General features: G+C 52.5%; 21 protein-coding genes. 6 read left to right on the forward strand and 15 right to left on the reverse strand.

The features are described 5' to 3' along the window. The first annotated feature begins 237 nt into the window (after positions 1 to 237). From glpE to G8770_RS21005, 4 genes are all read left to right on the forward strand, one after another. Positions 238 to 555: a thiosulfate sulfurtransferase GlpE gene (glpE, locus tag G8770_RS20990; RefSeq protein WP_167191639.1), complete on the forward strand. Its 318-nt coding sequence runs from the start codon at positions 238 to 240 to the stop codon at positions 553 to 555. A 130-nt stretch (positions 556 to 685) separates the two neighbouring features. Then, positions 686 to 1,444 (forward strand): DTW domain-containing protein, encoded by a 759-nt coding sequence (locus G8770_RS20995; RefSeq protein ID WP_208022424.1) that lies wholly within the window; start codon positions 686 to 688, stop codon positions 1,442 to 1,444. 151 nt (positions 1,445 to 1,595) lie between these two features. Then, positions 1,596 to 1,958, forward strand: coding sequence for a PA4575 family protein (locus tag G8770_RS21000; RefSeq protein WP_167191643.1), 363 nt, complete (start codon positions 1,596 to 1,598; stop codon positions 1,956 to 1,958). Positions 1,959 to 2,143: 185 nt separating this feature from the next. Continuing rightward, the gene (locus G8770_RS21005; RefSeq protein WP_167191645.1) at positions 2,144 to 2,533 is read left to right on the forward strand and encodes a sirohydrochlorin chelatase; all 390 of its coding nucleotides are present in this window, start codon (positions 2,144 to 2,146) and stop codon (positions 2,531 to 2,533) included. A gap of 161 nt (positions 2,534 to 2,694) precedes the next feature. Here the strand turns inward: G8770_RS21005 and G8770_RS21010 are convergent, their stop codons facing one another. The 4 genes from G8770_RS21010 to G8770_RS21025 form a co-directional block, all read right to left on the reverse strand. Continuing rightward, positions 2,695 to 2,952, reverse strand: coding sequence for a DUF4404 family protein (locus G8770_RS21010; RefSeq protein ID WP_167191647.1), 258 nt, complete (start codon positions 2,950 to 2,952; stop codon positions 2,695 to 2,697). A 244-nt stretch (positions 2,953 to 3,196) separates the two neighbouring features. Further along, a complete protein-coding gene (locus G8770_RS21015; RefSeq protein WP_167191649.1) occupies positions 3,197 to 3,724 on the reverse strand; it encodes an LEA/WHy family protein in 528 nt (175 codons plus the stop codon). 122 nt (positions 3,725 to 3,846) lie between these two features. Further along, on the reverse strand, positions 3,847 to 6,426 hold the full coding sequence (locus G8770_RS21020; RefSeq protein ID WP_208022425.1) for a DNA polymerase II: 2,580 nt from the start codon (positions 6,424 to 6,426) through the stop codon (positions 3,847 to 3,849). A 170-nt stretch (positions 6,427 to 6,596) separates the two neighbouring features. Then, complete coding sequence (locus G8770_RS21025; protein WP_167191651.1) at positions 6,597 to 6,911, reverse strand: DUF4156 domain-containing protein; 315 nt, start codon at positions 6,909 to 6,911, stop codon at positions 6,597 to 6,599. A 163-nt stretch (positions 6,912 to 7,074) separates the two neighbouring features. Here G8770_RS21025 and tal point away from each other — a divergent pair, with 163 nt between their 5' ends. Continuing rightward, a complete protein-coding gene (tal, locus tag G8770_RS21030) occupies positions 7,075 to 7,977 on the forward strand; it encodes a transaldolase (RefSeq protein ID WP_425050921.1) in 903 nt (300 codons plus the stop codon). A gap of 130 nt (positions 7,978 to 8,107) precedes the next feature. Here tal and G8770_RS21035 read toward each other — a convergent pair whose 3' ends face one another. The 3 genes from G8770_RS21035 to G8770_RS21045 form a co-directional block, all read right to left on the reverse strand. Then, positions 8,108 to 9,355, reverse strand: a complete 1,248-nt coding sequence (locus G8770_RS21035) for a lipoprotein-releasing ABC transporter permease subunit (RefSeq protein WP_167191655.1) — start codon at positions 9,353 to 9,355, stop codon at positions 8,108 to 8,110. Then, positions 9,356 to 10,135 carry a lipoprotein-releasing ABC transporter ATP-binding protein LolD gene (gene lolD, locus G8770_RS21040; RefSeq protein WP_167191703.1) on the reverse strand — a complete coding sequence of 260 codons (780 nt, stop codon included), beginning with the start codon at positions 10,133 to 10,135 and terminating at the stop codon, positions 9,356 to 9,358. Between the two features lie 110 nt (positions 10,136 to 10,245). Continuing rightward, positions 10,246 to 11,499, reverse strand: coding sequence for a lipoprotein-releasing ABC transporter permease subunit (locus tag G8770_RS21045; protein ID WP_167191657.1), 1,254 nt, complete (start codon positions 11,497 to 11,499; stop codon positions 10,246 to 10,248). 175 nt (positions 11,500 to 11,674) lie between these two features. On the opposite strand from G8770_RS21045, the gene G8770_RS21050 reads away from it, so the two are divergent. After that, positions 11,675 to 12,070: a hypothetical protein gene (locus G8770_RS21050; protein ID WP_208022426.1), complete on the forward strand. Its 396-nt coding sequence runs from the start codon at positions 11,675 to 11,677 to the stop codon at positions 12,068 to 12,070. Positions 12,071 to 12,212: 142 nt separating this feature from the next. Here G8770_RS21050 and sthA read toward each other — a convergent pair whose 3' ends face one another. From sthA to G8770_RS21090, 8 genes are all read right to left on the reverse strand, one after another. Beyond that, on the reverse strand, positions 12,213 to 13,610 hold the full coding sequence (gene sthA / locus G8770_RS21055; protein ID WP_167191659.1) for a Si-specific NAD(P)(+) transhydrogenase: 1,398 nt from the start codon (positions 13,608 to 13,610) through the stop codon (positions 12,213 to 12,215). Positions 13,611 to 13,776: 166 nt separating this feature from the next. Further along, positions 13,777 to 14,031, reverse strand: coding sequence for a (Na+)-NQR maturation NqrM (nqrM, locus tag G8770_RS21060; RefSeq protein ID WP_167191661.1), 255 nt, complete (start codon positions 14,029 to 14,031; stop codon positions 13,777 to 13,779). 98 nt (positions 14,032 to 14,129) lie between these two features. Further along, positions 14,130 to 15,134, reverse strand: a complete 1,005-nt coding sequence (locus G8770_RS21065) for an FAD:protein FMN transferase (RefSeq protein ID WP_208022427.1) — start codon at positions 15,132 to 15,134, stop codon at positions 14,130 to 14,132. Positions 15,135 to 15,210: 76 nt separating this feature from the next. Beyond that, positions 15,211 to 16,434, reverse strand: a complete 1,224-nt coding sequence (gene nqrF, locus G8770_RS21070) for an NADH:ubiquinone reductase (Na(+)-transporting) subunit F (protein ID WP_167191663.1) — start codon at positions 16,432 to 16,434, stop codon at positions 15,211 to 15,213. Positions 16,435 to 16,454: 20 nt separating this feature from the next. Continuing rightward, positions 16,455 to 17,063, reverse strand: a complete 609-nt coding sequence (nqrE, locus tag G8770_RS21075) for an NADH:ubiquinone reductase (Na(+)-transporting) subunit E (protein WP_167191665.1) — start codon at positions 17,061 to 17,063, stop codon at positions 16,455 to 16,457. A 3-nt stretch (positions 17,064 to 17,066) separates the two neighbouring features. Then, complete coding sequence (locus tag G8770_RS21080) at positions 17,067 to 17,720, reverse strand: NADH:ubiquinone reductase (Na(+)-transporting) subunit D (RefSeq protein WP_167191667.1); 654 nt, start codon at positions 17,718 to 17,720, stop codon at positions 17,067 to 17,069. Positions 17,721 to 17,722: 2 nt separating this feature from the next. Beyond that, positions 17,723 to 18,487 (reverse strand): Na(+)-translocating NADH-quinone reductase subunit C, encoded by a 765-nt coding sequence (locus G8770_RS21085; protein WP_167191668.1) that lies wholly within the window; start codon positions 18,485 to 18,487, stop codon positions 17,723 to 17,725. Next, the gene (locus G8770_RS21090) at positions 18,480 to 19,673 is read right to left on the reverse strand and encodes an NADH:ubiquinone reductase (Na(+)-transporting) subunit B (protein ID WP_167191669.1); all 1,194 of its coding nucleotides are present in this window, start codon (positions 19,671 to 19,673) and stop codon (positions 18,480 to 18,482) included. The genes G8770_RS21085 and G8770_RS21090 overlap by 8 nt, the downstream gene beginning before the upstream one ends. Positions 19,674 to 19,675: the final 2 nt, after the last annotated feature.

The following is a 19,675-nucleotide window of genomic DNA, read 5'->3' on the forward strand; positions in this document are numbered from 1 at the left end:
ATCAAAATAGGTCATATATGGCCTAAGTGCGGAAAGCTTTTTCCTCTGCGACCGATACACTGGACATATTGAAAGCACGCCTTCAGCCTTGCATGCTATGCTACGCATCCCGGTATAACCCCCATTGCAGGGAACGGGTTGATCAAAGAATACGAAACGTATTTCGCAGGACCCTGAGCCCTGCACTTGTAATCCGTAACCTAAAAAGCCTTACTCTACTTCCCTGGAGATTCCCCCATGAGCCTCAGTCGAATCAGTTGTGAACAAGCCCATGAGCTCATGCACAACAGCTGCTGCCAAATTCTTGACATTCGCGACCCTCAATCTTATCAACTGAGTCGCCCAGCAGGCGCCAAGCCTTTAGACAACAACACATTACCGGCTTTTTTGAATGAGGCCGATCGCCAGGCCCCCACTCTGGTATTTTGCTATCACGGCAACAGCAGCCAGCAGGCCGCGCTGTTTCTACAGCAGGAAGGCTTTACCGAGGTGCACAGTGTCGACGGCGGGTTTGAACTGTGGCGCCAACTGTACCCCAATGACATTGAATCCTGATCCCCTCTCGAAACCAGTAACCCCAGCAAGGTCTGAACAGCCCAGCCAACATATGAACAACCCATTAAGCTCATCACGCGAGAATTCGGCATCAGTAGCAACCTGCGCTAATTCTTTTGACGCCAGCCCCGTGTCGGCTGACACAGGCTCAGCCTTTGCGCCTCATGCCGTAGACCGGCTGCGACAATTTTGTGAGTCCCAATCCACACGGGTATTTAATGCCCGGGGTATAGCCCTGCAGCGTTGCCCAAGCTGCATGTTGGGACACAACACCTGTATTTGCGCCTGGCGCAAACCGACAGCGTCAACGATTGATTTTGTGCTCTTGATGCATCGGGACGAGGTCTATAAGCCAACCAATACCGGGCGCCTGATTGCCGATTTGTACCCCGATCAATGCCAGGCGTTTTTGTGGGACAGAACCCGTCCCGACGCCGAATTGTTAGCCCTGCTGGACGACCCCGGTCGACACTGCCAAGTGGTGTTTCCACCGCGTGACCGTGAAACCCGGATCATTGAGACTCAGGTAGGAGCGCCAGACAACCAGCGTCGCCCTACCGTGATCTTACTGGACGGCACCTGGAAACAGGCACGCAAGATGTACAGCCAGGCTACCTGGCTTAGAGCCTTACCCGTTCTGGACCTCACTGACGCGATGACAGAACTCGATCAACAACTGGGCCACTACAAAGTCAGGCAGGCCTGTGAGACCGGGAGGCTGGCCACGGCAGAAGCCGCCGCCCTGTGCCTGCAAGCGGCTCAGGACCAGGCCAATGTGCATCACCTGCTCAACTATTTTACGGTGTTTAACGAACATTACGTCGCCACCCGGATGAATCGCAAGCCGGCAAGACTGAAAGCCCATTGCGATCTGGAAAACAGCCAATGAACCCAAACTTATCCCAACCCGATAGCTGAACGAAAAAACCTGATACCGTGATACTGGCCTTTTCGACCGCGTCCCAGAGCCACCCACACCCAGCGGTTGCCGTGACACGATCTGAGCGCGCGCCTGAACCGCTCGACAGCTGAGATAACTCATGAAGCTCCAATACGATAGTCAGCCGGGAACAGAGACCTTGATTCTTGAAAATGAGCGCCTCTGGCGAGTGGAGATGTTCCTCAAGCGCAATGAAGATGACACCTACAGCCTGGTTGCCCTCTCGGGGATCAACAGCAGGCCCGCCGAATTGACCAAACTCCAGGGCCCTTATCAGATTCTCGAACAAGGTGTCGCAGCCAGATCAGCCATCGCCAGACAGCTTCAGAATAAAGGCTTCAGCGTGCAAATCGATCAGCACAGTATATGGCAGCTTCAGGCACAAAAGGCCATACAGTCCGTCCGACAACAGCGAGCAGACAGTCAGGGCAACTACGCATTTCACCCGGACGATGTGCTATAAATTCCATGTTGATGTGCTAAAGTCGTTGCCTTGATGTGCGTTAAACGAAGCCGTATCTTTCGTCGCCGACAACCAGTAAACCTCTCGCCGACACACCAGTAAACCACTGGGGGATTGACCGGTAAAGTTCTGATACAGCAAAGAATTTAACGCGAATGAACAACAGACTTGCAGAGTAAAAAACAATGACCGAGAACCCACAACCGCGCGCTCTGGTGATTATGGCCCATGGCAGCCGCCGGGCTGCAGCAAACGAAGAATTTTTTAATCTGGTGAGCAGCATTGGCGAAGCGAATAGCGACTACAGCCTGGTTAAACCCGCCCTGCTGGAACAGGCTCCGCCGACGCTACTGGAGGTCTGCCAAGCGCTACCCGCTGACATAACCCACATTGACGTCTACCCCTTGTTTTTTAATCAGGGCCGTCATGTTGAAAAGGATATTCCCGCGCAAGTGGCTGAGGTAATGGATGCACTCCCACAGAAGCACGTCAGATTATTGGAATACTTTGGCCAAAATCAGGGCTTGGCAGGCTTGGTGGTGAGCCATATCGCCCAACAAAGGCCAGAAAATTAACGGCAAGAACGCTGCCAAAAATGCCCCTTCACGGGCTGCGACTGAATGCATTCAACCCTGTTCGTACAATATTGACACACAATGCAGACACCACACAGATGCCATACCCCCTGTTTTTCCTGGCCATAAGGCGGCATGGCATAGGCGAGTGGTGAAACCGTCTAGACACCCATTTTATTTAAGGTGTCCATCACTTCCCTGAGGGCTCGTGCGAGCTTTGGGTGTTTGGATTCAAACCCCACCGCCTGCTCTTCCAGCTGCTCGCCAAGATGTGAGGGTTCGGCCTGAACCTGACCGCCTCCCATGTTGGCCAACAGGTTGCCCAGCAAATCACGTTGCTTGCCGTCAATCGCGGTTTGCATCAGTTTCCGCACTTCTTCAATTTGAGCTTTTAGCTCTTCGTTTGAATCAATGTTCATCGATAATCCTCATTGCGGCATTAAGCGTTACCGTTTAATACCATACGATATTTAAGTCCTGTGGACATTAAATAACTCGTTTAGTTATAGCTGAGTTTGCGCCGCCCCAGCAGACAAACTTATCGTTTAAAAAGCAGTAATGAAAGCGATTTTCAGCACAGCTTGACATAAGAAGTCTTGATACCGCCATAAAGTACTGCCCCCCCAACCAACAACGCGGAACCAGCCCCTCTGCCGCGGAGGCCTATTTGATCTGCCCCAGTTGGACCTCGCCCTCTTCCACTACACTCATTTTCGGCATAAACGTCAAGCCCAAATCCAGTTTGGCCTCAAGACGGTAAGTCAACGACGGCTTATTCAACTCAATCAGGTGTTTGACCAGTCTCATACTGTTGATAAAACTGGTCGAGACCGGCAGGGAAAAGCGCGCTTCGCTGTAGGGCTCTATCACCGGAATCTCTGCGGTCACACCGCTGGCGACTTTATAATCTTCAATGCTCAAACTATAGCTCAATCCCTTTATCGCAAGCGTCTCACTGTTGGGATTGGTGACCCGCAAGCCCACCGAAAAGCGCTGTTCCATGCCCTCGGCCGGAAGGCGGTGGATGGACGTCACCTCGACATCGGGCTCATCAAACTCAGGGGTGAGCGTCGCACAGCCGGATAAACACAGAAGCAGTATCAGACTGAAACATTTTGCACTGTTTGCACTAAAAGCAACGATGTGCCCAATAGCATCTCGATGACAGACCCGAACTGGTATCAGATTCATGAACAATCCTTTTTCTTCAATTGAATTCATTGGCCTCAAAAAGACGAAAGACTTAACCTGGTGCGAACCCGACTGCAAACCGCCCCCATTTCCATGACCGGGTGAAAAACATTCACGGCAGGTTAAAACAAGCCTAGCTGCTGATCGACAATTTGTTCGAACGTAGTTCCCACAAATTGCAGAATCCCATCAGCGACCGGAGCAATCTGCCGCTCCAGGTACAACTCATAATCCAGTGTCGTGGTGACGTGCTCCAGAGGTTCAGGGCCGCTTGGCGTCAGCACGTATCGAATCCAGCCACCGCGCTGGTAGCGCTGGGGAGCGTCCTGTTCCTGCAACCACTGGTCCGCCAGGCGAGCAGCCTGGACATGGGGTGGGACATTGCGGACATACTCGTCCAAATGACGACGGATACGCTTGCGGTACACCAGCTTGGCGTCCTGCTCACCATTGCGGATTGAATCCACCACAGACATGACGTAGTCGTCATAAGACTCGCCCATAAACACCCGCCGATAAAGTTCTCGCTGAAATTCACGTGCGAGCTGTGTCCAGTCCGTACGCACGGCTTCCAGACCTTTAAAAACCAATTCCGCAGTCTTGCCTGGCTTCTCCACCAACCCCGCGTAACGCTTTTTACTGCCTGTTTCTGCGCCACGAATGGTTGGCATCACAAAACGGCTGTAATGGGTTTCAAATTCAATTTCCAGATGGCTTTGTACCTGGTATTTTTCCTGCAAGAAATTACGCCACCAATCGTTCAGATAATCAGCCAAAGCCCGACCTTGTTGATCAATATCGTCTAAGGCAGTACCCGCGTCCGCATTCAGGCACACAAACACAGAGTCAGTATCGCCGTAAATCACCCGATGCCCCTGTGCTTCAATCAACTCCCTCGATTGAGTCAGCACCTGGTGACCACGCAGCGTGATGGAACTGGGCAACCGATAGTCAAAAAAGCGACAACCTGGTGTCCCCAAAACGCCATAAAACGAGTTCATGATGATTTTAATGGCTTGAGACATCGCCGAGTTTTGCTGGCGCTTGGCCCTGTCACGGGCGTCCCACAGCTCCCCAATAATATTGGGCAGCAATGCGCGGTGCTTTAAAAACACAGCGCCGTTAAATCCGGGCACCAGGGCTGAGACATCAACCTCCCCGGTTTCTTCACGGTCCCAGTGGGGGTCCCGATGAATGCCCTGCTCGGTTTCTTCAAAGTGTCGGCCCGCAACACGCGCCAGCGGGTCAATCATAAAGGTCCGAATGATGCTGGGGTACAGGGATTTAAAGTCCAGCACCAGCACATGTTCATACATGCCCGGAATGGAATCCATCACATACCCTCCGGGACTGCCGACGCCCACAGGGTTCTCAATGAGCATCGGTGCCACAAACCCTTGCCGGTGCAAGCGAGGCAAATAACGATTATCAAACGCAGCCACGGAACCACCGAATCGATCCATGGCCAGCCCGGTTAAACGCGCCCGCTCCACTGCGAATTCGATCAACTGTGCCTTGACGAAAATATCCCAGACCAACTGGCAATCTTCCAGGTTATAAGCCGCCAGGGCCGGTTTGTCGTGATGGAACTGCTGCGTAATGGTTTCACCGCGATGATCGACGTCGTCGGTCAGCTTGCCTCGCTGTAAAAACTCTTGAGCCACAGAGTCGAGGGCAAAGCTTTCAAAGTTGTAAGTTGCCGACTTTAAGGTATCAATACCGTCCATCACCAGGCGCCCTGGTACGACCAGGGTGTAGTGTTCATCGTCGCTGCGGGACTGACGCCAGTCGATGCGTTTCTGGCCCCGCCCCAAATTTAACCGCATACCCAGTTCATCGGCTTTCTGTTGCAGAAAACGCAGGTCGAAATTAATAACGTTCCAACCGATCAGAATGTCAGGGTCAATCCTGTCGAACCATTGCAGAAAACACCTGAGCAGCTGTTTTTCATCGTCACAATACTGCAGGTAAGGTTGAGTATCCGGCACATCCCCCGCGCCGATCATAAGGACAATTTCTTGAGGCTGGGCAAGCTCGTCCCGGGTGTTGGTCACAACAGCCCCGACGGAGTACAAGTGGCCGCCAGTCATGGACGTTTCAATATCCAGGGACATGACCGTGTAGTGTGGTTGGTACTCGGCTGAAGCCCCTTCGGCAGACAACAAGCTCGCCGCAGAAACCTGGGGGTTGCGCATGACGGCCACACCCCCTTCCCGTTCTGGCGTGCCGGTGACGGTCACTGACCCCGTGATGAAGCGCTCCATCAAAAACCGATCGGTTGGTTGAATATCGGATTCAAACGGTGTCAGTCCCTGTTTGATCAAAATATCCCGAGCACGATAGAGCGTTCGCTGTTCCCGAAAATACAGCCCCACGACGGGTTGAAACTCAAAGCTCAGCAGATTCAGGGGTTTGGCTTCCCATACCGGCGCCACAGAGGGATGGCGGGCCGACTGTCCAAGACGCCGATTGAGAAGGGCTTCAGCCTCGTCCAGCTGCTCATGAGGCAGAAAGAAAACACCAGTTTGCTGCTCAAATATTAGCTTGATGGCGCCAGTATCCGAGGTCACCCAATATTCGAGCTGCAATTGCCGCAAGCGTCCGAAACGGGAAGCCAGGGGGGCATCGTCCCACTGTCGGGTCAGGATAAACCCCTGCATGCGGGTTAATCCGGCTTCATGAGCGTTTGAAGGCATTGGCATGACTTGGCTGCATTTTTAAAGGATCATGGACCAACCCCCAAAGCGTACTTTACTAAAGCATCCAATGAGGGAGACGCACCCGGCAATTAGCCACGTGCCTCAGCAGCGTTTTAGACTGGCGGACCATGAGAAGTAACGACTGGCGGGTTCAGGCAGTTTAACTCTGCCGGTCACGGACACTGATAAATGGCAAATGTTTGCACTCCGTTAACCACACCGCCTTTGGGGACAACCGCATTGCCTCCCTGACTGAAAGCTTCGTTGCGCGCAAGGGTCAACACTTCGGTCGCCACCTTGTCAGAGTTACGCTTAAACACCAGGCTGTCTTTGGTTTTACCCGTCGCCGTTCCCAGGTATTTACAGGCGACCACGTCCTGAGCGTTTTTCAACGCAACCTGATCGGCACCGGGAGCTGTTTTGACCCAGGTGCAGGCTGACACAGTCATGATCGTCAGGAGAGGGATACACCTTACAACACGTCTCATAAAGAACTCCATTTTGTCACAGTTGATAAAGGCGACATTGTACCGAAACCGTCATCAAAATGGGCTGTTTCGGTTCCGGTTTCCATGATTAAATAGTCTCAAATTCAGACCCGCCGTAGATAGGATACCGCCAATGAGCAGCAAACTGGATCAACTCAAATCCATGACCGATGTCGTCGCTGACACCGGAGATATTGAGGCGATAGCCCGATATCAGCCTCTGGACGCCACCACCAACCCCTCCCTGCTTTTTAAAGCCGCCCAGATGCCCCAGTATGCCCCGCTGCTGCAGGAGGCGCTGAAGATGGCACAGGGTGATATTGGCTTGGCTGGCGATTACCTTGCTGTTGCCATTGGCGCCGAAATTATCAAACTGGTTCCCGGCCGCGTGTCTACCGAAGTGGATGCCCGTCTCTCGTTCAACACAGAGGCGACCATCAACAAAGCCAAACACCTGATCGATCTGTATCAGGAGCGCGGCATTGATAAGTCCCGCATCCTGATCAAAATCGCCTCTACCTGGGAGGGTATTCGCGCCGCTGAAGTGCTGGAGAAAGAAGGCATTAATTGCAATTTAACGCTGCTGTTTAATTTTGCCCAGGCGGTTGCCTGTGCCGAAGCCGGCGTGACCCTGATCTCCCCCTTTGTGGGGCGTATTCTAGATTGGTACAAAGCCAATACCGACGTCAAAGAGTACACCGCCGACACCGACCCCGGCGTGTTATCCGTCACGGGTATTTACAATTATTACAAACAGCACGGCTACCAGACCATCGTCATGGGAGCCAGCTTCCGCAACCTGGGGGAAATTGAAGGTCTGGCCGGCTGTGATCGACTGACCATCAGCCCTCAATTGCTCGAAGAGCTGTCGCAGGATCAGCAAACTCTGGTACAGCGCCTGTCAGCAACAGCCTCAACCCAGGAGCAGCCCAAACAAAGTTTTGATGAAGCCGGTTTCCGCTTCGCCATGAATGAAGACCCCATGGCCACCGAAAAATTAGCCGACGGCATCCGCAACTTTGTCAAAGACCAGATCAACCTGGAAAACCTGCTGGCTAACAGCTAGTCGTACTGGCTACTTTTCATAGCCAGGGGAGACCTGACCCGGAAACGCTTTAGCGCTGCGCCGGGCAGCCCCCACACATCAGCAGCCCCTACACCTCAGCAGCCCCCACACCTTCGCAGACTGCCTTCCGCTACTCAAATCGCAATGCCTCAGCGGGTGCCACCCGGCTCGCTCGCCAGGCAGGATACAAGGTGGCCAGCAAACTCATCAATAACGACACCCCGGCCACCAATAGAAAATCGTGCAGCTGCAATTCTGACGGCAGGTAGTTGACCGGGTAGATTTCGGCATCCAAAAACTGAACATGGAACAGTGACTGCAAAGCGTTTACAACATCGTGGGCCACCAGCGAGCCCACCACCCCAAAGCCCACGCCCAACAAGGTTCCAAGCGCTCCAATCACAGCGCCCTGCACCACAAAAATTGCCAAGATATCCCCGCGAGATGCCCCCAGGGTTTTCAGAATGGCGATGTCGGTTTGCTTATCAACCACCACCATCACCAGGGTGGAAACCACATTGAACGCCGCAATTGCAACAATCAAGAACAGCAGCAGGCCCACCAGGTTTTTTGACATCTGCACGGCGTGAAACAAATTGCCGTGAGTGCGTGTCCAGTCAGATCCGTAGTAGCCATACTCCATACTTCGAACCTGGCGGTAAATGGCATCAGGTGCAGAAAACAGGTCCTGCGTTTTCACTCGTAAGCCGGATACCCGCCCCGGGAATTCCGACAGTTCACTGGCGGCCTCCATATTCATTAACGCCAGTGCGTAATCCAATTCCGTCCCCGACTCGATAACCCCTGCCAAATACATCGGTTTGAATTTAGGTAATTCACGGGCGTTGCGGGAGTTGGGCACCAACACTGTCAGCCGGTCACCGGTTTGTGCGTTCAGATTTTTCGCCAGACCCGCCCCTAAAACGATGGCGTTGTTGTCACCGCCCTCCTGAGCAGAAAGCTTTTCCAGAACATCCGGGGCCACATAGTCGGCAATCACTGAAACACTTTGTTCACTCCCCACATCAATGCCATACAGGGCAGTGGGTTGAACTTTTTTACCCACGGATAGCATGCCCTGCAACTCGACAAACGGGGCAGCAGCGATGAACTCGGGGTTTTCCAGCAACTGGTCTCGCACCGATGGCCAGTCTTCAATGCCGTAGCGAAAATAAATGGCACCGTGTGGCATGATACCCAAAATGCGATCACGTAACTCTTTTTCAAAGCCGTTCATCACAGACAAAACGGTTAACAGTAAACCAACGCCCAGCATTAACCCAAGAATTGAAATTCCGGAGATAAAAGACACCAGTTGAGTTCGGCGCCGGGCACCCGCGTAGCGCAGACCGACGAACAGATTGAAGAATCGGATCATTTAACGCTCGCCTGTAACCGGGCCTGCTGTTGCAGATTCAGAAGCTGAAGACGCTGACGGTACCGCAAGCACCGTGCTGTTATCAGCCTTTTCCAGCAACTGACCATCTTCCAACACCAGCACCCTATCCATAGAGTGTGCCAGGTGTTCATCATGGGTCACAATAATAAAGCTGGTTGACAAGCTTTGACTCAGCTCCGACAGCAAAGACTGAATGGAATCCGCAGTCTGGCGATCCAGATTTCCCGTGGGTTCATCCATCAATACACAGGCGGGCTGATTGACCAAGGCGCGGGCAATGGCGACACGCTGGCGCTCCCCGCCCGACAACTCGGCCGGCTTGTGCTGTACTCGTTTCGCCAAACCCACTTTCTCAAGCCAGTGGAACGCTGCGGTCAGGGCTTCCTTTTTAGAAGCCCCGGCAATCAGCTGTGGCATTGCCACATTTTCCAGCGCCGTAAACTCACCCAGTAAGTGATGGAACTGGTAGACAAACCCCAAATGCCGGTTGCGCAACTTGCCTCGCTGATTGTCCGAACAGCCCGAAAACGGCTCACCCAACAGAAACACCTCCCCCTCATCGGGTGTATCCAGGCCTCCAATCAGGTTCAACAGTGTGGACTTCCCCGAGCCCGAGCTGCCGACAATGGCCAGACGCTCTCCCCGGGCTAACGACAAGTCTACCCCTTTAAGTACATCGACGACGGCAGGCCCCTGATCGTAATGTTTGCGCAACTGACGACATAATAATGTGGGCACTGAAGCTCCTTCCGCGTTCATGGGTTTTGGAGTGCTTGAGACACGCTCTTCGACAGCCAAATTTAATTCATGCATGGCTGGACTCATTTGATTTTGGCAATGATTTTATCGTTGCTGGACTGCCGATCTTGTTATTCATAACGCAGCGCCTCAGCCGGCTCTACCTGTGAAGCCCGATAGGCGGGATAAAGCGTCGACACCAGACTCATGACCAGTCCAACAGCGACAACGATCGCCACGTCAGAAGCCAGTAATACTGACGGCATATGACTGATAAAGTAAACACTCGGGTCAAACACTCGCACCCCGATCAAGCTTTCAAAAAACGAGACAATGGTGCCAACATTGATCGCAATCAGGGAGCCGGCCACACACCCGATCAACACACCAAACCAGCCGATCGCAGCCCCCTGAACCATGAAAACCCCCATCACTTGCTTACGGGTTAAGCCCAGAGTTCTCAGCACAGCAATGTCAAAACGTTTATCGGCGACCATCAAAACCAGGCTGGAAATAATATTGAACGCAGCCACCGCAATAATAATCATCAGTAACACCGAAACGACGGTTTTTTCCATTTTCACTGCGGAAAATAAGCTGCCTTGGGTTTCAGTCCACTTTCGCAGCGTTAAATGTGCTTTCTGCTCATCGGAAAGAGCTTGCCACAGTTGTTGAGCAAGCCCGTCTACCCCATACATATCACGGGTTCGGGCTTCAATACCACTGACCCGGCTGCCCAATCGAAAGAGCTTTTGTGCATCTGACAAATGAGTGATCACCAGGCGCTGATCCACCTGAGCCCCGACTTCAAACACGCCCACCACGGTAAAGCGTTTAATGCGCGGATAGATACCCATTGGCGTAACGCTTAGCTGCGGCAGAGTCACACTCACTTTATCTCCGGGAGTCACTCCCAGGTAGCGCGCCAGCAAGCGCCCCAGAACAATGCCGTATTCACCTTCCCGCAGATCGTCCATAGACCCCAGAATCATGTGATCGGCCAATCCCGATAAGCGGCTAACATCCTTGGGCAAAAGTCCTCGCAGCTGAATGCCTTGCATGCCGCGCTCAAAACTCACCATCGCATCGCCGTTGACATAAGGTGCAGCCGCCACAATACCCGACTGTTGTTCCACGGTGCTCTGCAGCCCAGGCCAATTTTCAACCCCTTCATCCCCCATCAATTCCATGTGGGGAATCACTTGCAGCAGACGCTGTTTGATTTCCCGGTCGAAGCCGTTCATGACAGACATGACGACAATCAGGGCAATCGTGCCCAGCGTCATGCCCAGCAAGGAAAATCCGCTCACAAAGGAGATAAATTGATTGCGGCGCTTACTGCGGGTGTAACGCAGGCCGATGAAGACGGGTAAAGGTAATTTCATGTCAGCATTAAACCCAAAGCCACCTGTCATCACAAGCTTTGCGGCTCAAATCGCAGCTCACAAAGGGTAAATACTCCCACTCGACCACATTTTGACCACACCAATAAGAGCCACCTGAGACAGAGGTTAAGCCCGGTGGTAGACTCATGCCATGCAACAGTACCAAGGACCCGCTATGAAACGCGTTTTTCCCCACCCTATGATCACACTCTCCAGTCTCGGAAAGGCCCGCCCTACCCGACGCCGGAAACGCGCGACGCCCAATAGAGGGATCTGCAGCCTGGGGCTCGTCTTCACCCTGGGCCTCGCGGCTCTGAACCTCTCGCATAGCGCCCAGGCGGAAACCGTCAAGGTTCCCGTGGGTCAACAACAGGCCGCCAGTCACATTGCCAAACCCGGCAAGGGAATGGATATGGCCGCGGTCAAAAGTCAGTTTGGGGACCCGATCAAAGAAAGCCCCGCCAAAGGTACCCCCCCGATTACCCGCTGGGAATATGAGCAGTTTTCAGTATTTTTCGAAAGCGACATCGTCATTCACAGTGTCCTGAAGTTTCAGCGCAGTGACCGCTAACAGGGATCGCCAGTCCGCATTAAAAATTGAGGCTCGGGGTTCGTTACTGAGTTTCACCCCTCTTACCCCAGACCCAAAAAAGGCGGAAGTAGTTCCGCCTTTTTTGTACTTGCCCCCAAACCAACAGGCTACTGGATAAAGACTATAATCGATTGACCCGGTTTAAACCGTCCAGAGCCGCAATTCGATAAGCTTCAGCCATGGTCGGGTAGTTAAAGGTATTCTTGACGAAGAATTTGATGCTGTTCGCCTCTCCCGGCTGACTCATGATCGCCTGTCCAATGTGAATAATCTCGGCGGCCTCTGCCCCAAAACAATGAATCCCGAGGATTTCCAGGGTGTCAAAGTGAAACAACAGCTTGAGCATGCCCACATCTTCACCACTGATTTGCGCACGAGCGGTATTCTTAAAGAAGGCACGTCCAACTTCATAAGGCACTTTTGCCTCTGTCAGTTCACGTTCGGTTTTACCGACTGAACTGATCTCAGGCAACGTGTAAATACCGGTTGGTGCATCCGAGACAAAGCGCACCGTCAAACCACAAATACCACGGGCACAGGCGCGCCCCTGATCAAAGGAAGCGCTGGCCAAGCTTGGCCAGCCGATGACATCCCCGGCGGCATAAACCCCTGCAACGTCGGTTTCATAGCGCTCAGAAACCGTCAGCTGTCCGCGATGGTTGGGCTCCAGACCGATCGCTTGCAGATTCAGGGTATCCGTGTTGCCGGCACGCCCGTTACACCACAACAACGCATCTGTGCGCAGGGTTTTTCCTGAGCGCAAATGCATGGTGACGCTGCGACCGTCCATTTCGACCGACTCATACTCTTCATCATGGCGAACGGTAACACCGCCATCGCGCAAGTGGTAACTGAGTGCGTCTGAAATTTCAGCATCCAGAAAAGACAGTAACTGGTCACGACTATTGATCAGATCCACCTTCACGCCCAGGCCGGCGAAGATGGATGCGTATTCACAACCAATCACACCCGCGCCATAAATGATCATCGTCCGTGGAGTGTGCTGCATATCCAAAATCGTGTCGCTGTCATAGATTCTGGGGTGCGTAAAGTTCACATTTTCAGGGCGATATGGTCGTGAGCCAGTGGCGATGAGCACATTCTTCGCGGTAATGAACTCTTTCGCCCCATCGTCCAGAATGACCTGAACACGATTTGGCTCAACAAAACTGGCTTCACCGATGTGCATATGCACCCGATTGCGGGCGTACAGCGTGGTCAACATTTCCACTTGCTTGGGTATCACTTTATTCGCGGCTTTCAAGACTTTTGGGTAAGACACCCAACATGGCTCGCCGATGGTCCGAAACAGCGCATGAGTGTTGTATCGAATCACCTGTTTGACCGCATGCCGCAAGGACTTCGACGGAATAGTCCCCTTGTGAGCGCAATTCCCGCCCACCATTTCACGACGCTCAACCACCGCCACACGCATGCCTGCCTTTACCGCTGACATGGCAGCGCCTTCACCTGCCGGACCCGACCCCAAAACCAGTAAATCGTAGGTGTACTCCGCCATTTCTGTGCTTTCTCCTATTGGTGTATCACTAATATCAATGCATCAAAAACCTGCATTCTCAAATTTCCCGTCAAGACTTCTGTAGGTCTCTTTACGGTCTACGCTCTGCTGGTCAATTTAATGCCTCGGTCATCAAGGCCTGTCTGGATCCGACACCTGCAACCGCTTATTTAGAGGCGTCGTAAGCCAACTCTTCGGGCTTCAGAGGCTTTTGCCTGGGCATGCCGGCCGGCTTTTGTTGTTCTTCTTCGCACTTATTGGGATCACCTCCGCATAAATCACAGACGTAATCTTCTTCTTTCAACGCCGCACCCACACCACCACAGGAGCCCTTCAAAGGCTTGCGGCCCATCAGGACCCCCACGGACATGGCTGCAACAAAGATCAAGAGTATGACCAGTGTCAGAAAGAATGTTTGCATGTTCTACTCCCTCCCCGAGCTCAAACCTAAGCAGGTTATCGGGGTTTAGTTACAAGGCCGGGTAAAAAACAGCAAAAGCCGTACCCAGCTGAAAAAGGCTAGTCAGAATCGTTACGTTCAGACTCTGAGGTTGGCAACAGCGCCCGAAAAGCATCCGAAGGCTGTTCAACAAAAATGCCATCTCGTTCAATTATAAACAATGCGGCAACCCCTTCGCTATTAGCCAATCGTAGTGCATCCTTCTCGCCCAATACCGAAAAAGCGGTCGCCAGAGCGTCAGCCATGGCCGCCGAGGGATTTAAAACCGTGACCGAAGCCAGACGATTGGTAATAGGCCGCCCGGTGCGCGGATCAATCGTATGGCTGTACCGCACCCCGCCCTGCTCAAAAAAATTGCGGTAATCACCGGATGTCGCCACACCAATATCGCTCAGGGACAAGGTTTTGTAGACGCTTTGCATCAGGCTCGGATCGGGCCGCTCTATAGCGATTCGCCACAACTGATTGCCGGGGTTACGCCCCTTGAGTCGCATTTCACCGCCAATTTCCACCAGGTATCGATCAATGCCATTGCGTTCAAGCAGATCAGCCACCCGATCCACACCGTAGCCTTTGGCAACAGCGCTGAGATCAATATCGACATCCTTCAAGCGACGCAGGCGCAACCCCTGGCGGTCGAGCTCCAGCCATTGATACCCCACCTGGCTGCGAGCCGCCAGAATATCACTGTCTGAAGGCACCTGATCCTGAGTGTTTTCAGGGCCAAATCCCCACAGGTCGATCAGCGGCCTGAGGGTAATATCGAAAGCGCCGCCGGACACTTCCGACACCTGCTGACTGATGGACAACACCTCGGCGAGAGGCTCTGAAATTACCTCCCACTGACCGACGGGCTGAAGTTTGAGACGGTTCAGCTCCGAATCGCTAATGTAGGTGGACATCTGTTGGTTCAGCACCAACAGGGACTGATCGATCTCAGACTTCAGCCCTTCGGGGTTTTGCAAGGCCTCCGTTGTGACCACGGTGATATGGTAGCTGGTGCCCATCGTCGCCCCGGAAAAGCGGGTCACCAGCTCTTCAGGTTTTCCTGAGCATGCACTCAAGCAAAAAACGCAGAGGCTAAACCAAAACGAGGCCAGCAAAGCTGACCTCGTTTTGTGGGTACGTCCCATGGCTGAATTAGCCACCAAAGTCATCCAACAGGATGTTGTCATCTTCAACGCCCAGATCTTTCAGCATTTTAATAACCGCGGCGTTCATCATTGGGGGCCCACACATGTAGTACTCACAATCTTCAGGAGCCGGGTGGTCCTTCAGGTACTCATCGTACAACACGTTGTGAATGAAGCCTGTCAAACCTTCCCAGTTATCTTCCGGCTGGGGGTCCGACATAGCCACATGCCAATCGAAGTTTTCATTTTCTGCAGCCAGCGTGTCGTATTCATCCTGATAGAACAGTTCTTTTAAAGAACGAGCCCCATACCAGAAAGACATTTTACGCTTGGAGTGTAGACGCTTCAGCTGATCGAAAATGTGCGAGCGCATCGGAGCCATACCTGCGCCACCGCCCACGAAGATCATTTCGTTGTCGGTGTCTTTGGCAAAGAACTCACCAAACGGTCCGTAAACGGTAATCTTGTCGCCTGGCTTCATATTGAAAACAAACGAAGACATTTGACCCGGCGGAATGCCCTTGGAGCCCGGTGGTGGTGTTGCAATACGAATATTGAACTTCACCACACCCTTCTCTTCAGGATAGTTCGCCATGGAATAAGCGCGGATAACCGGCTCATCCACTTTGGATTCCAGATTGAAGAAGCCAAAACGCTCCCAGTCACCGCGATACTCGTCTTCGATATCAAAATCGGAGAATTTCACGTGGTGTGCAGGTGCTTCCAGCTGCACATAACCACCTGCGCGGAAATCAACATTCTCACCTTCTGGCAGCTTCAGGGTCAGCTCTTTGATGAAGGTCGCCATGTTCGGGTTGGATTCAACGGTACATTCCCACTGTTTCACCCCGAAGACGTCTTCCGGCACTTCAATTTTCATGTCTTGCTTAACAGGAACCTGACACGACAAGCGCCAGCCTTCAGCCGCATCGCGCTTGGTAAAATGCCCCTCTTCCGTTGGCAGCATAGAGCCGCCGCCGGATTCAACCACACACTTACACTGCGCACAGCTACCGCCACCACCACACGCTGAAGGCAGGAACAATCCGCCTTCTGCCAGTGTTTGCAGTAATTTACCGCCAGCGGGAACGGTCAGCGTTTTCTCACCGTTGATCTCGATGTTGACGTCGCCACTGCTCACCAATTTTGCACGTGCACTGAGGATAACCGCCACCAGCGCAAGCACGATGCCGGTGAACATCACGACACCCAATACGATTGTAATATCCATACTTCGTAATACCTCGCTGATTACAGGTCGATGCCGCCGAACGACATAAAGCCAAGTGACATCAGACCTACAGTGATAAAGGTGATTCCCAGACCACGCAGACCTGCAGGAATGTCACTGTATTTCATTTTCTCGCGAATACCCGCCAGAGCCGTAATTGCCAGAGCCCAGCCAATACCGGCTCCCAGACCATAGACAGTCGATTCAGGCAAGTTGTAGTCACGCTCAACCATAAACAATGAACCACCCATGATGGCGCAGTTAACGGTAATCAGCGGCAGGAAAACACCGAGGGCGTTGTACAGCGCAGGTACGTACTTATCCAGCACCATTTCCATAATCTGAACAATCGCCGCGATGACACCAATGTAGGTAATCAAGCCCAGGAAGCTCAAATCCACATCCGGTAAACCGGCCCAGGCCAGAGCGCCATCAGCCAACAGATAAGTGTACAGCAGGTTGTTGACCGGTACGGTCACGCCCAGTACCACAACAACCGCAATACCCAGACCCAAGGCGGCATCGACTTTCTTGGAAATTGCCAGGAAAGTACACATCCCCAAAAAGAAGGCCAGTGCCATGTTGTCGATAAAGATTGCCCGAACAAACAGGCTTAAATAATGTTCCATTGATTAAGCCTCCTTAACGGTGTTGGGGCAAATCTTGAATTCTTCCTCTTCGACCTGATCGGTTTTCCAGGCGCGCAGGCCCCAGATGATCAAGCCAATAAGGAAGAACGCACTTGGCGGCAGCAGCAGCATACCGTTGGAGACATACCAGCCGCCATCAGTTACCAGCGGCAGAATCTCATAGCCAAGCAGCTTGCCAGAGCCAAACAGTTCACGAATGGTCCCCAGTGCAATCAACATCGCGCTGTAACCCAAACCGTTGCCGATACCATCCATAAAGCTTGGGATCGGCGGATTTTTCATGGCGAATGCTTCCGCACGCCCCATCACAATACAGTTGGTGATGATCAGGCCCACAAAAACGGACAGCTGCTTACTGATGTCATAAGCGACCGCCTTCAGGACTTGGTCTACCACGATTACCAGAGAGGCAATGATGGTCATCTGTATAATAATCCGAATACTGCCTGGTGCGTGATTACGGACCAACGAAACGAATAAGTTTGAAAACGCAGTGACCACCGTCAAGGCAATACACATTACCAGCGTCACTTTTAATGAGCTGGTTACCGCCAAAGCTGAACAGATACCGAGAATCTGAAGCGCAATGGGGTTGTTTTCAAAAATTGGTTTAACTAAGAGCTCTTTCAATTTCATGATTAAGCCTCCCCATTCTTAAGGTTGTCCAGGAATCCGGCGTAGCCATTTTCACCCAACCAGAACTTGATCAGGTTATCGACGCCTTTGCTGGTCAAGGTTGCACCAGACAAACCATCGATTTTATGATCAGATCCCTGTGGAGCAGTGCCTTTGATGACCGTCAAGCCAACTGACCCATCTTCATCGTAGGCTTTCTTGCCTTCAAACTGGGATTTCCATTTGGGGTTATCAACTTCGCCACCGAGCCCCGGAGTTTCACCGTGTTCGTAGAAGCCCAAGCCCACAACAGTATTCAGGTCTGAACCCAAAGCCAGGAAACCGTACAAAGTGGACCACAGACCATAACCTTTGATCGGAAGAATGACAGTTTCAACACCGTTTTCATTTTCAACCAGGTAAACCTTGGCAACATCAACGCGACGTTTGATCTTGGCCAGATCTTCTTCGCCAGAAAGCGAAGTAGAACGGTCAGGATCCTTGGAAGCCTTGCGCTGATCGTACTTATCAGCGCCTTCCGGGACCTCGGTAAACTTGCCGGTCTCCATGTCCACCAGTTTAACCGTGATCTGCTTAAACTGTTCAGGAACACTCTTACCAGGCTCCAGCAAGCCTGCGGCCGCCAGAATGTTACGGTTGAAGTCTAATTGCTTGTTTGCTTGCTGTGCAGGTTTGAGCATGACAGCTGCAGTCGAAACCACCACTGAACATACGATACACAGCGCCAGCGCAACACCGACTGTTTTTCCAATAGTATCGTTAGCCACGTGCCAACCTCCGCTTAATGTTCGACTGCACCACAAAGTGATCAATCAGTGGGGCAAACAGGTTGGCAAACAGAATCGCCAACATCATACCTTCCGGGAAAGCAGGATTAACTACACGAATCAATACCACCATTAAACCGATCAGACCACCAAACCACCACTTACCGGCGTTGGTCATAGAAGCTGATACCGGGTCTGTTGCCATGAAGATCATACCAAAGGCAAAACCACCCACAACCAGGTGCCAGTACCAGGGCATACCCATCATCGGATTGGTGTCTACGTTACCGACAACGTTAAACAGCAACGACGTCAGAATCATTCCAGCCATAACACCCAGAATGATGCGCAGTGAAGCAATCTTCATGGCGACCAGCACCAAACCACCCAACAGAATGGCAATGGTAGAGGTCTCGCCGATGGAGCCTTGCATCTGCCCCATGAACGCGTCCATCCAGGTCAACTGGCCCGCTAAGGCCTCCACCCCATTTGTCGCGGCAACCGACAGTGCTGTCGCACCGGTGTAGCCGTCAACCGCAGTCCAGACCGCGTCACCTGACATAGATGCAGGGTAAGCAAAGAACAGGAAAGCACGCCCAGCCAACGCCGGGTTGAGGAAGTTTTTACCGGTACCACCGAAGACTTCTTTGGCAATCACCACACCAAAGCTGATACCCAGGGCCACCTGCCATAAAGGAACGTCTGGCGGGCAGATCAAGGCAAACAGCACAGAAGTGACGAAGAAACCTTCGTTGACTTCGTGACCGCGCTTGGCGGCAAACAACACTTCCCAGAACCCGCCGACGATAAAGGTCACGGCATAGATTGGCAGGAAGTAGAGGGCACCGTGCCAGATGTTGTGCAACCAGTTGTTGGCATCAAAACCGAGTGCGAACATGTCGCGCCAGTTGCCAATTTGAGTCAACCCCAAATCCGCCATGATGGTGTTAGCTTGCCAACCCACGTTGTACATACCAAAAAACATGGCCGGGAAAGTACACACCCAGACTGTGATCATGATGCGCTTCAAGTCAACACCGTCACGCACGTGAGCGGTTGATTTGGTGACATCGTTCGGGCGATACAAACCGGTATCGATGGCTTCGTACAAAGCGTAGAAATTTTCGAACTTTCCACCTTTGTGGAAGTGTGGCTCTATGTTATCCAGAAACTTGCGTAAGCTCATGC

Source organism: Pseudomaricurvus hydrocarbonicus, assembly GCF_011602365.1.
Taxonomy (GTDB): domain Bacteria; phylum Pseudomonadota; class Gammaproteobacteria; order Pseudomonadales; family Cellvibrionaceae; genus Pseudomaricurvus; species Pseudomaricurvus hydrocarbonicus.

Excerpts from the sequence above, each read along its gene's own strand:
- glpE (WP_167191639.1), top strand. The coding sequence starts at position 238 with ATGAGCCTCAGTCGAATCAGTTGTGAACAAGCCCATGAGCTCATGCAC.
- G8770_RS21000 (WP_167191643.1), top strand. The coding sequence starts at position 1,596 with ATGAAGCTCCAATACGATAGTCAGCCGGGAACAGAGACCTTGATTCTT.
- G8770_RS21005 (WP_167191645.1), top strand. The coding sequence starts at position 2,144 with ATGACCGAGAACCCACAACCGCGCGCTCTGGTGATTATGGCCCATGGC.
- G8770_RS21010 (WP_167191647.1), bottom strand. The coding sequence starts at position 2,952 with ATGAACATTGATTCAAACGAAGAGCTAAAAGCTCAAATTGAAGAAGTG.
- G8770_RS21015 (WP_167191649.1), bottom strand. The coding sequence starts at position 3,724 with ATGAATCTGATACCAGTTCGGGTCTGTCATCGAGATGCTATTGGGCAC.
- G8770_RS21020 (WP_208022425.1), bottom strand. The coding sequence starts at position 6,426 with ATGCCAATGCCTTCAAACGCTCATGAAGCCGGATTAACCCGCATGCAG.
- G8770_RS21025 (WP_167191651.1), bottom strand. The coding sequence starts at position 6,911 with ATGAGACGTGTTGTAAGGTGTATCCCTCTCCTGACGATCATGACTGTG.
- tal (WP_425050921.1), top strand. The coding sequence starts at position 7,075 with ATGACCGATGTCGTCGCTGACACCGGAGATATTGAGGCGATAGCCCGA.
- G8770_RS21035 (WP_167191655.1), bottom strand. The coding sequence starts at position 9,355 with ATGATCCGATTCTTCAATCTGTTCGTCGGTCTGCGCTACGCGGGTGCC.
- lolD (WP_167191703.1), bottom strand. The coding sequence starts at position 10,135 with ATGAACGCGGAAGGAGCTTCAGTGCCCACATTATTATGTCGTCAGTTG.
- G8770_RS21045 (WP_167191657.1), bottom strand. The coding sequence starts at position 11,499 with ATGAAATTACCTTTACCCGTCTTCATCGGCCTGCGTTACACCCGCAGT.
- G8770_RS21050 (WP_208022426.1), top strand. The coding sequence starts at position 11,675 with ATGAAACGCGTTTTTCCCCACCCTATGATCACACTCTCCAGTCTCGGA.
- sthA (WP_167191659.1), bottom strand. The coding sequence starts at position 13,610 with ATGGCGGAGTACACCTACGATTTACTGGTTTTGGGGTCGGGTCCGGCA.
- nqrM (WP_167191661.1), bottom strand. The coding sequence starts at position 14,031 with ATGCAAACATTCTTTCTGACACTGGTCATACTCTTGATCTTTGTTGCA.
- nqrF (WP_167191663.1), bottom strand. The coding sequence starts at position 16,434 with ATGGATATTACAATCGTATTGGGTGTCGTGATGTTCACCGGCATCGTG.
- nqrE (WP_167191665.1), bottom strand. The coding sequence starts at position 17,063 with ATGGAACATTATTTAAGCCTGTTTGTTCGGGCAATCTTTATCGACAAC.
- G8770_RS21080 (WP_167191667.1), bottom strand. The coding sequence starts at position 17,720 with ATGAAATTGAAAGAGCTCTTAGTTAAACCAATTTTTGAAAACAACCCC.
- G8770_RS21090 (WP_167191669.1), bottom strand. The coding sequence starts at position 19,673 with ATGAGCTTACGCAAGTTTCTGGATAACATAGAGCCACACTTCCACAAA.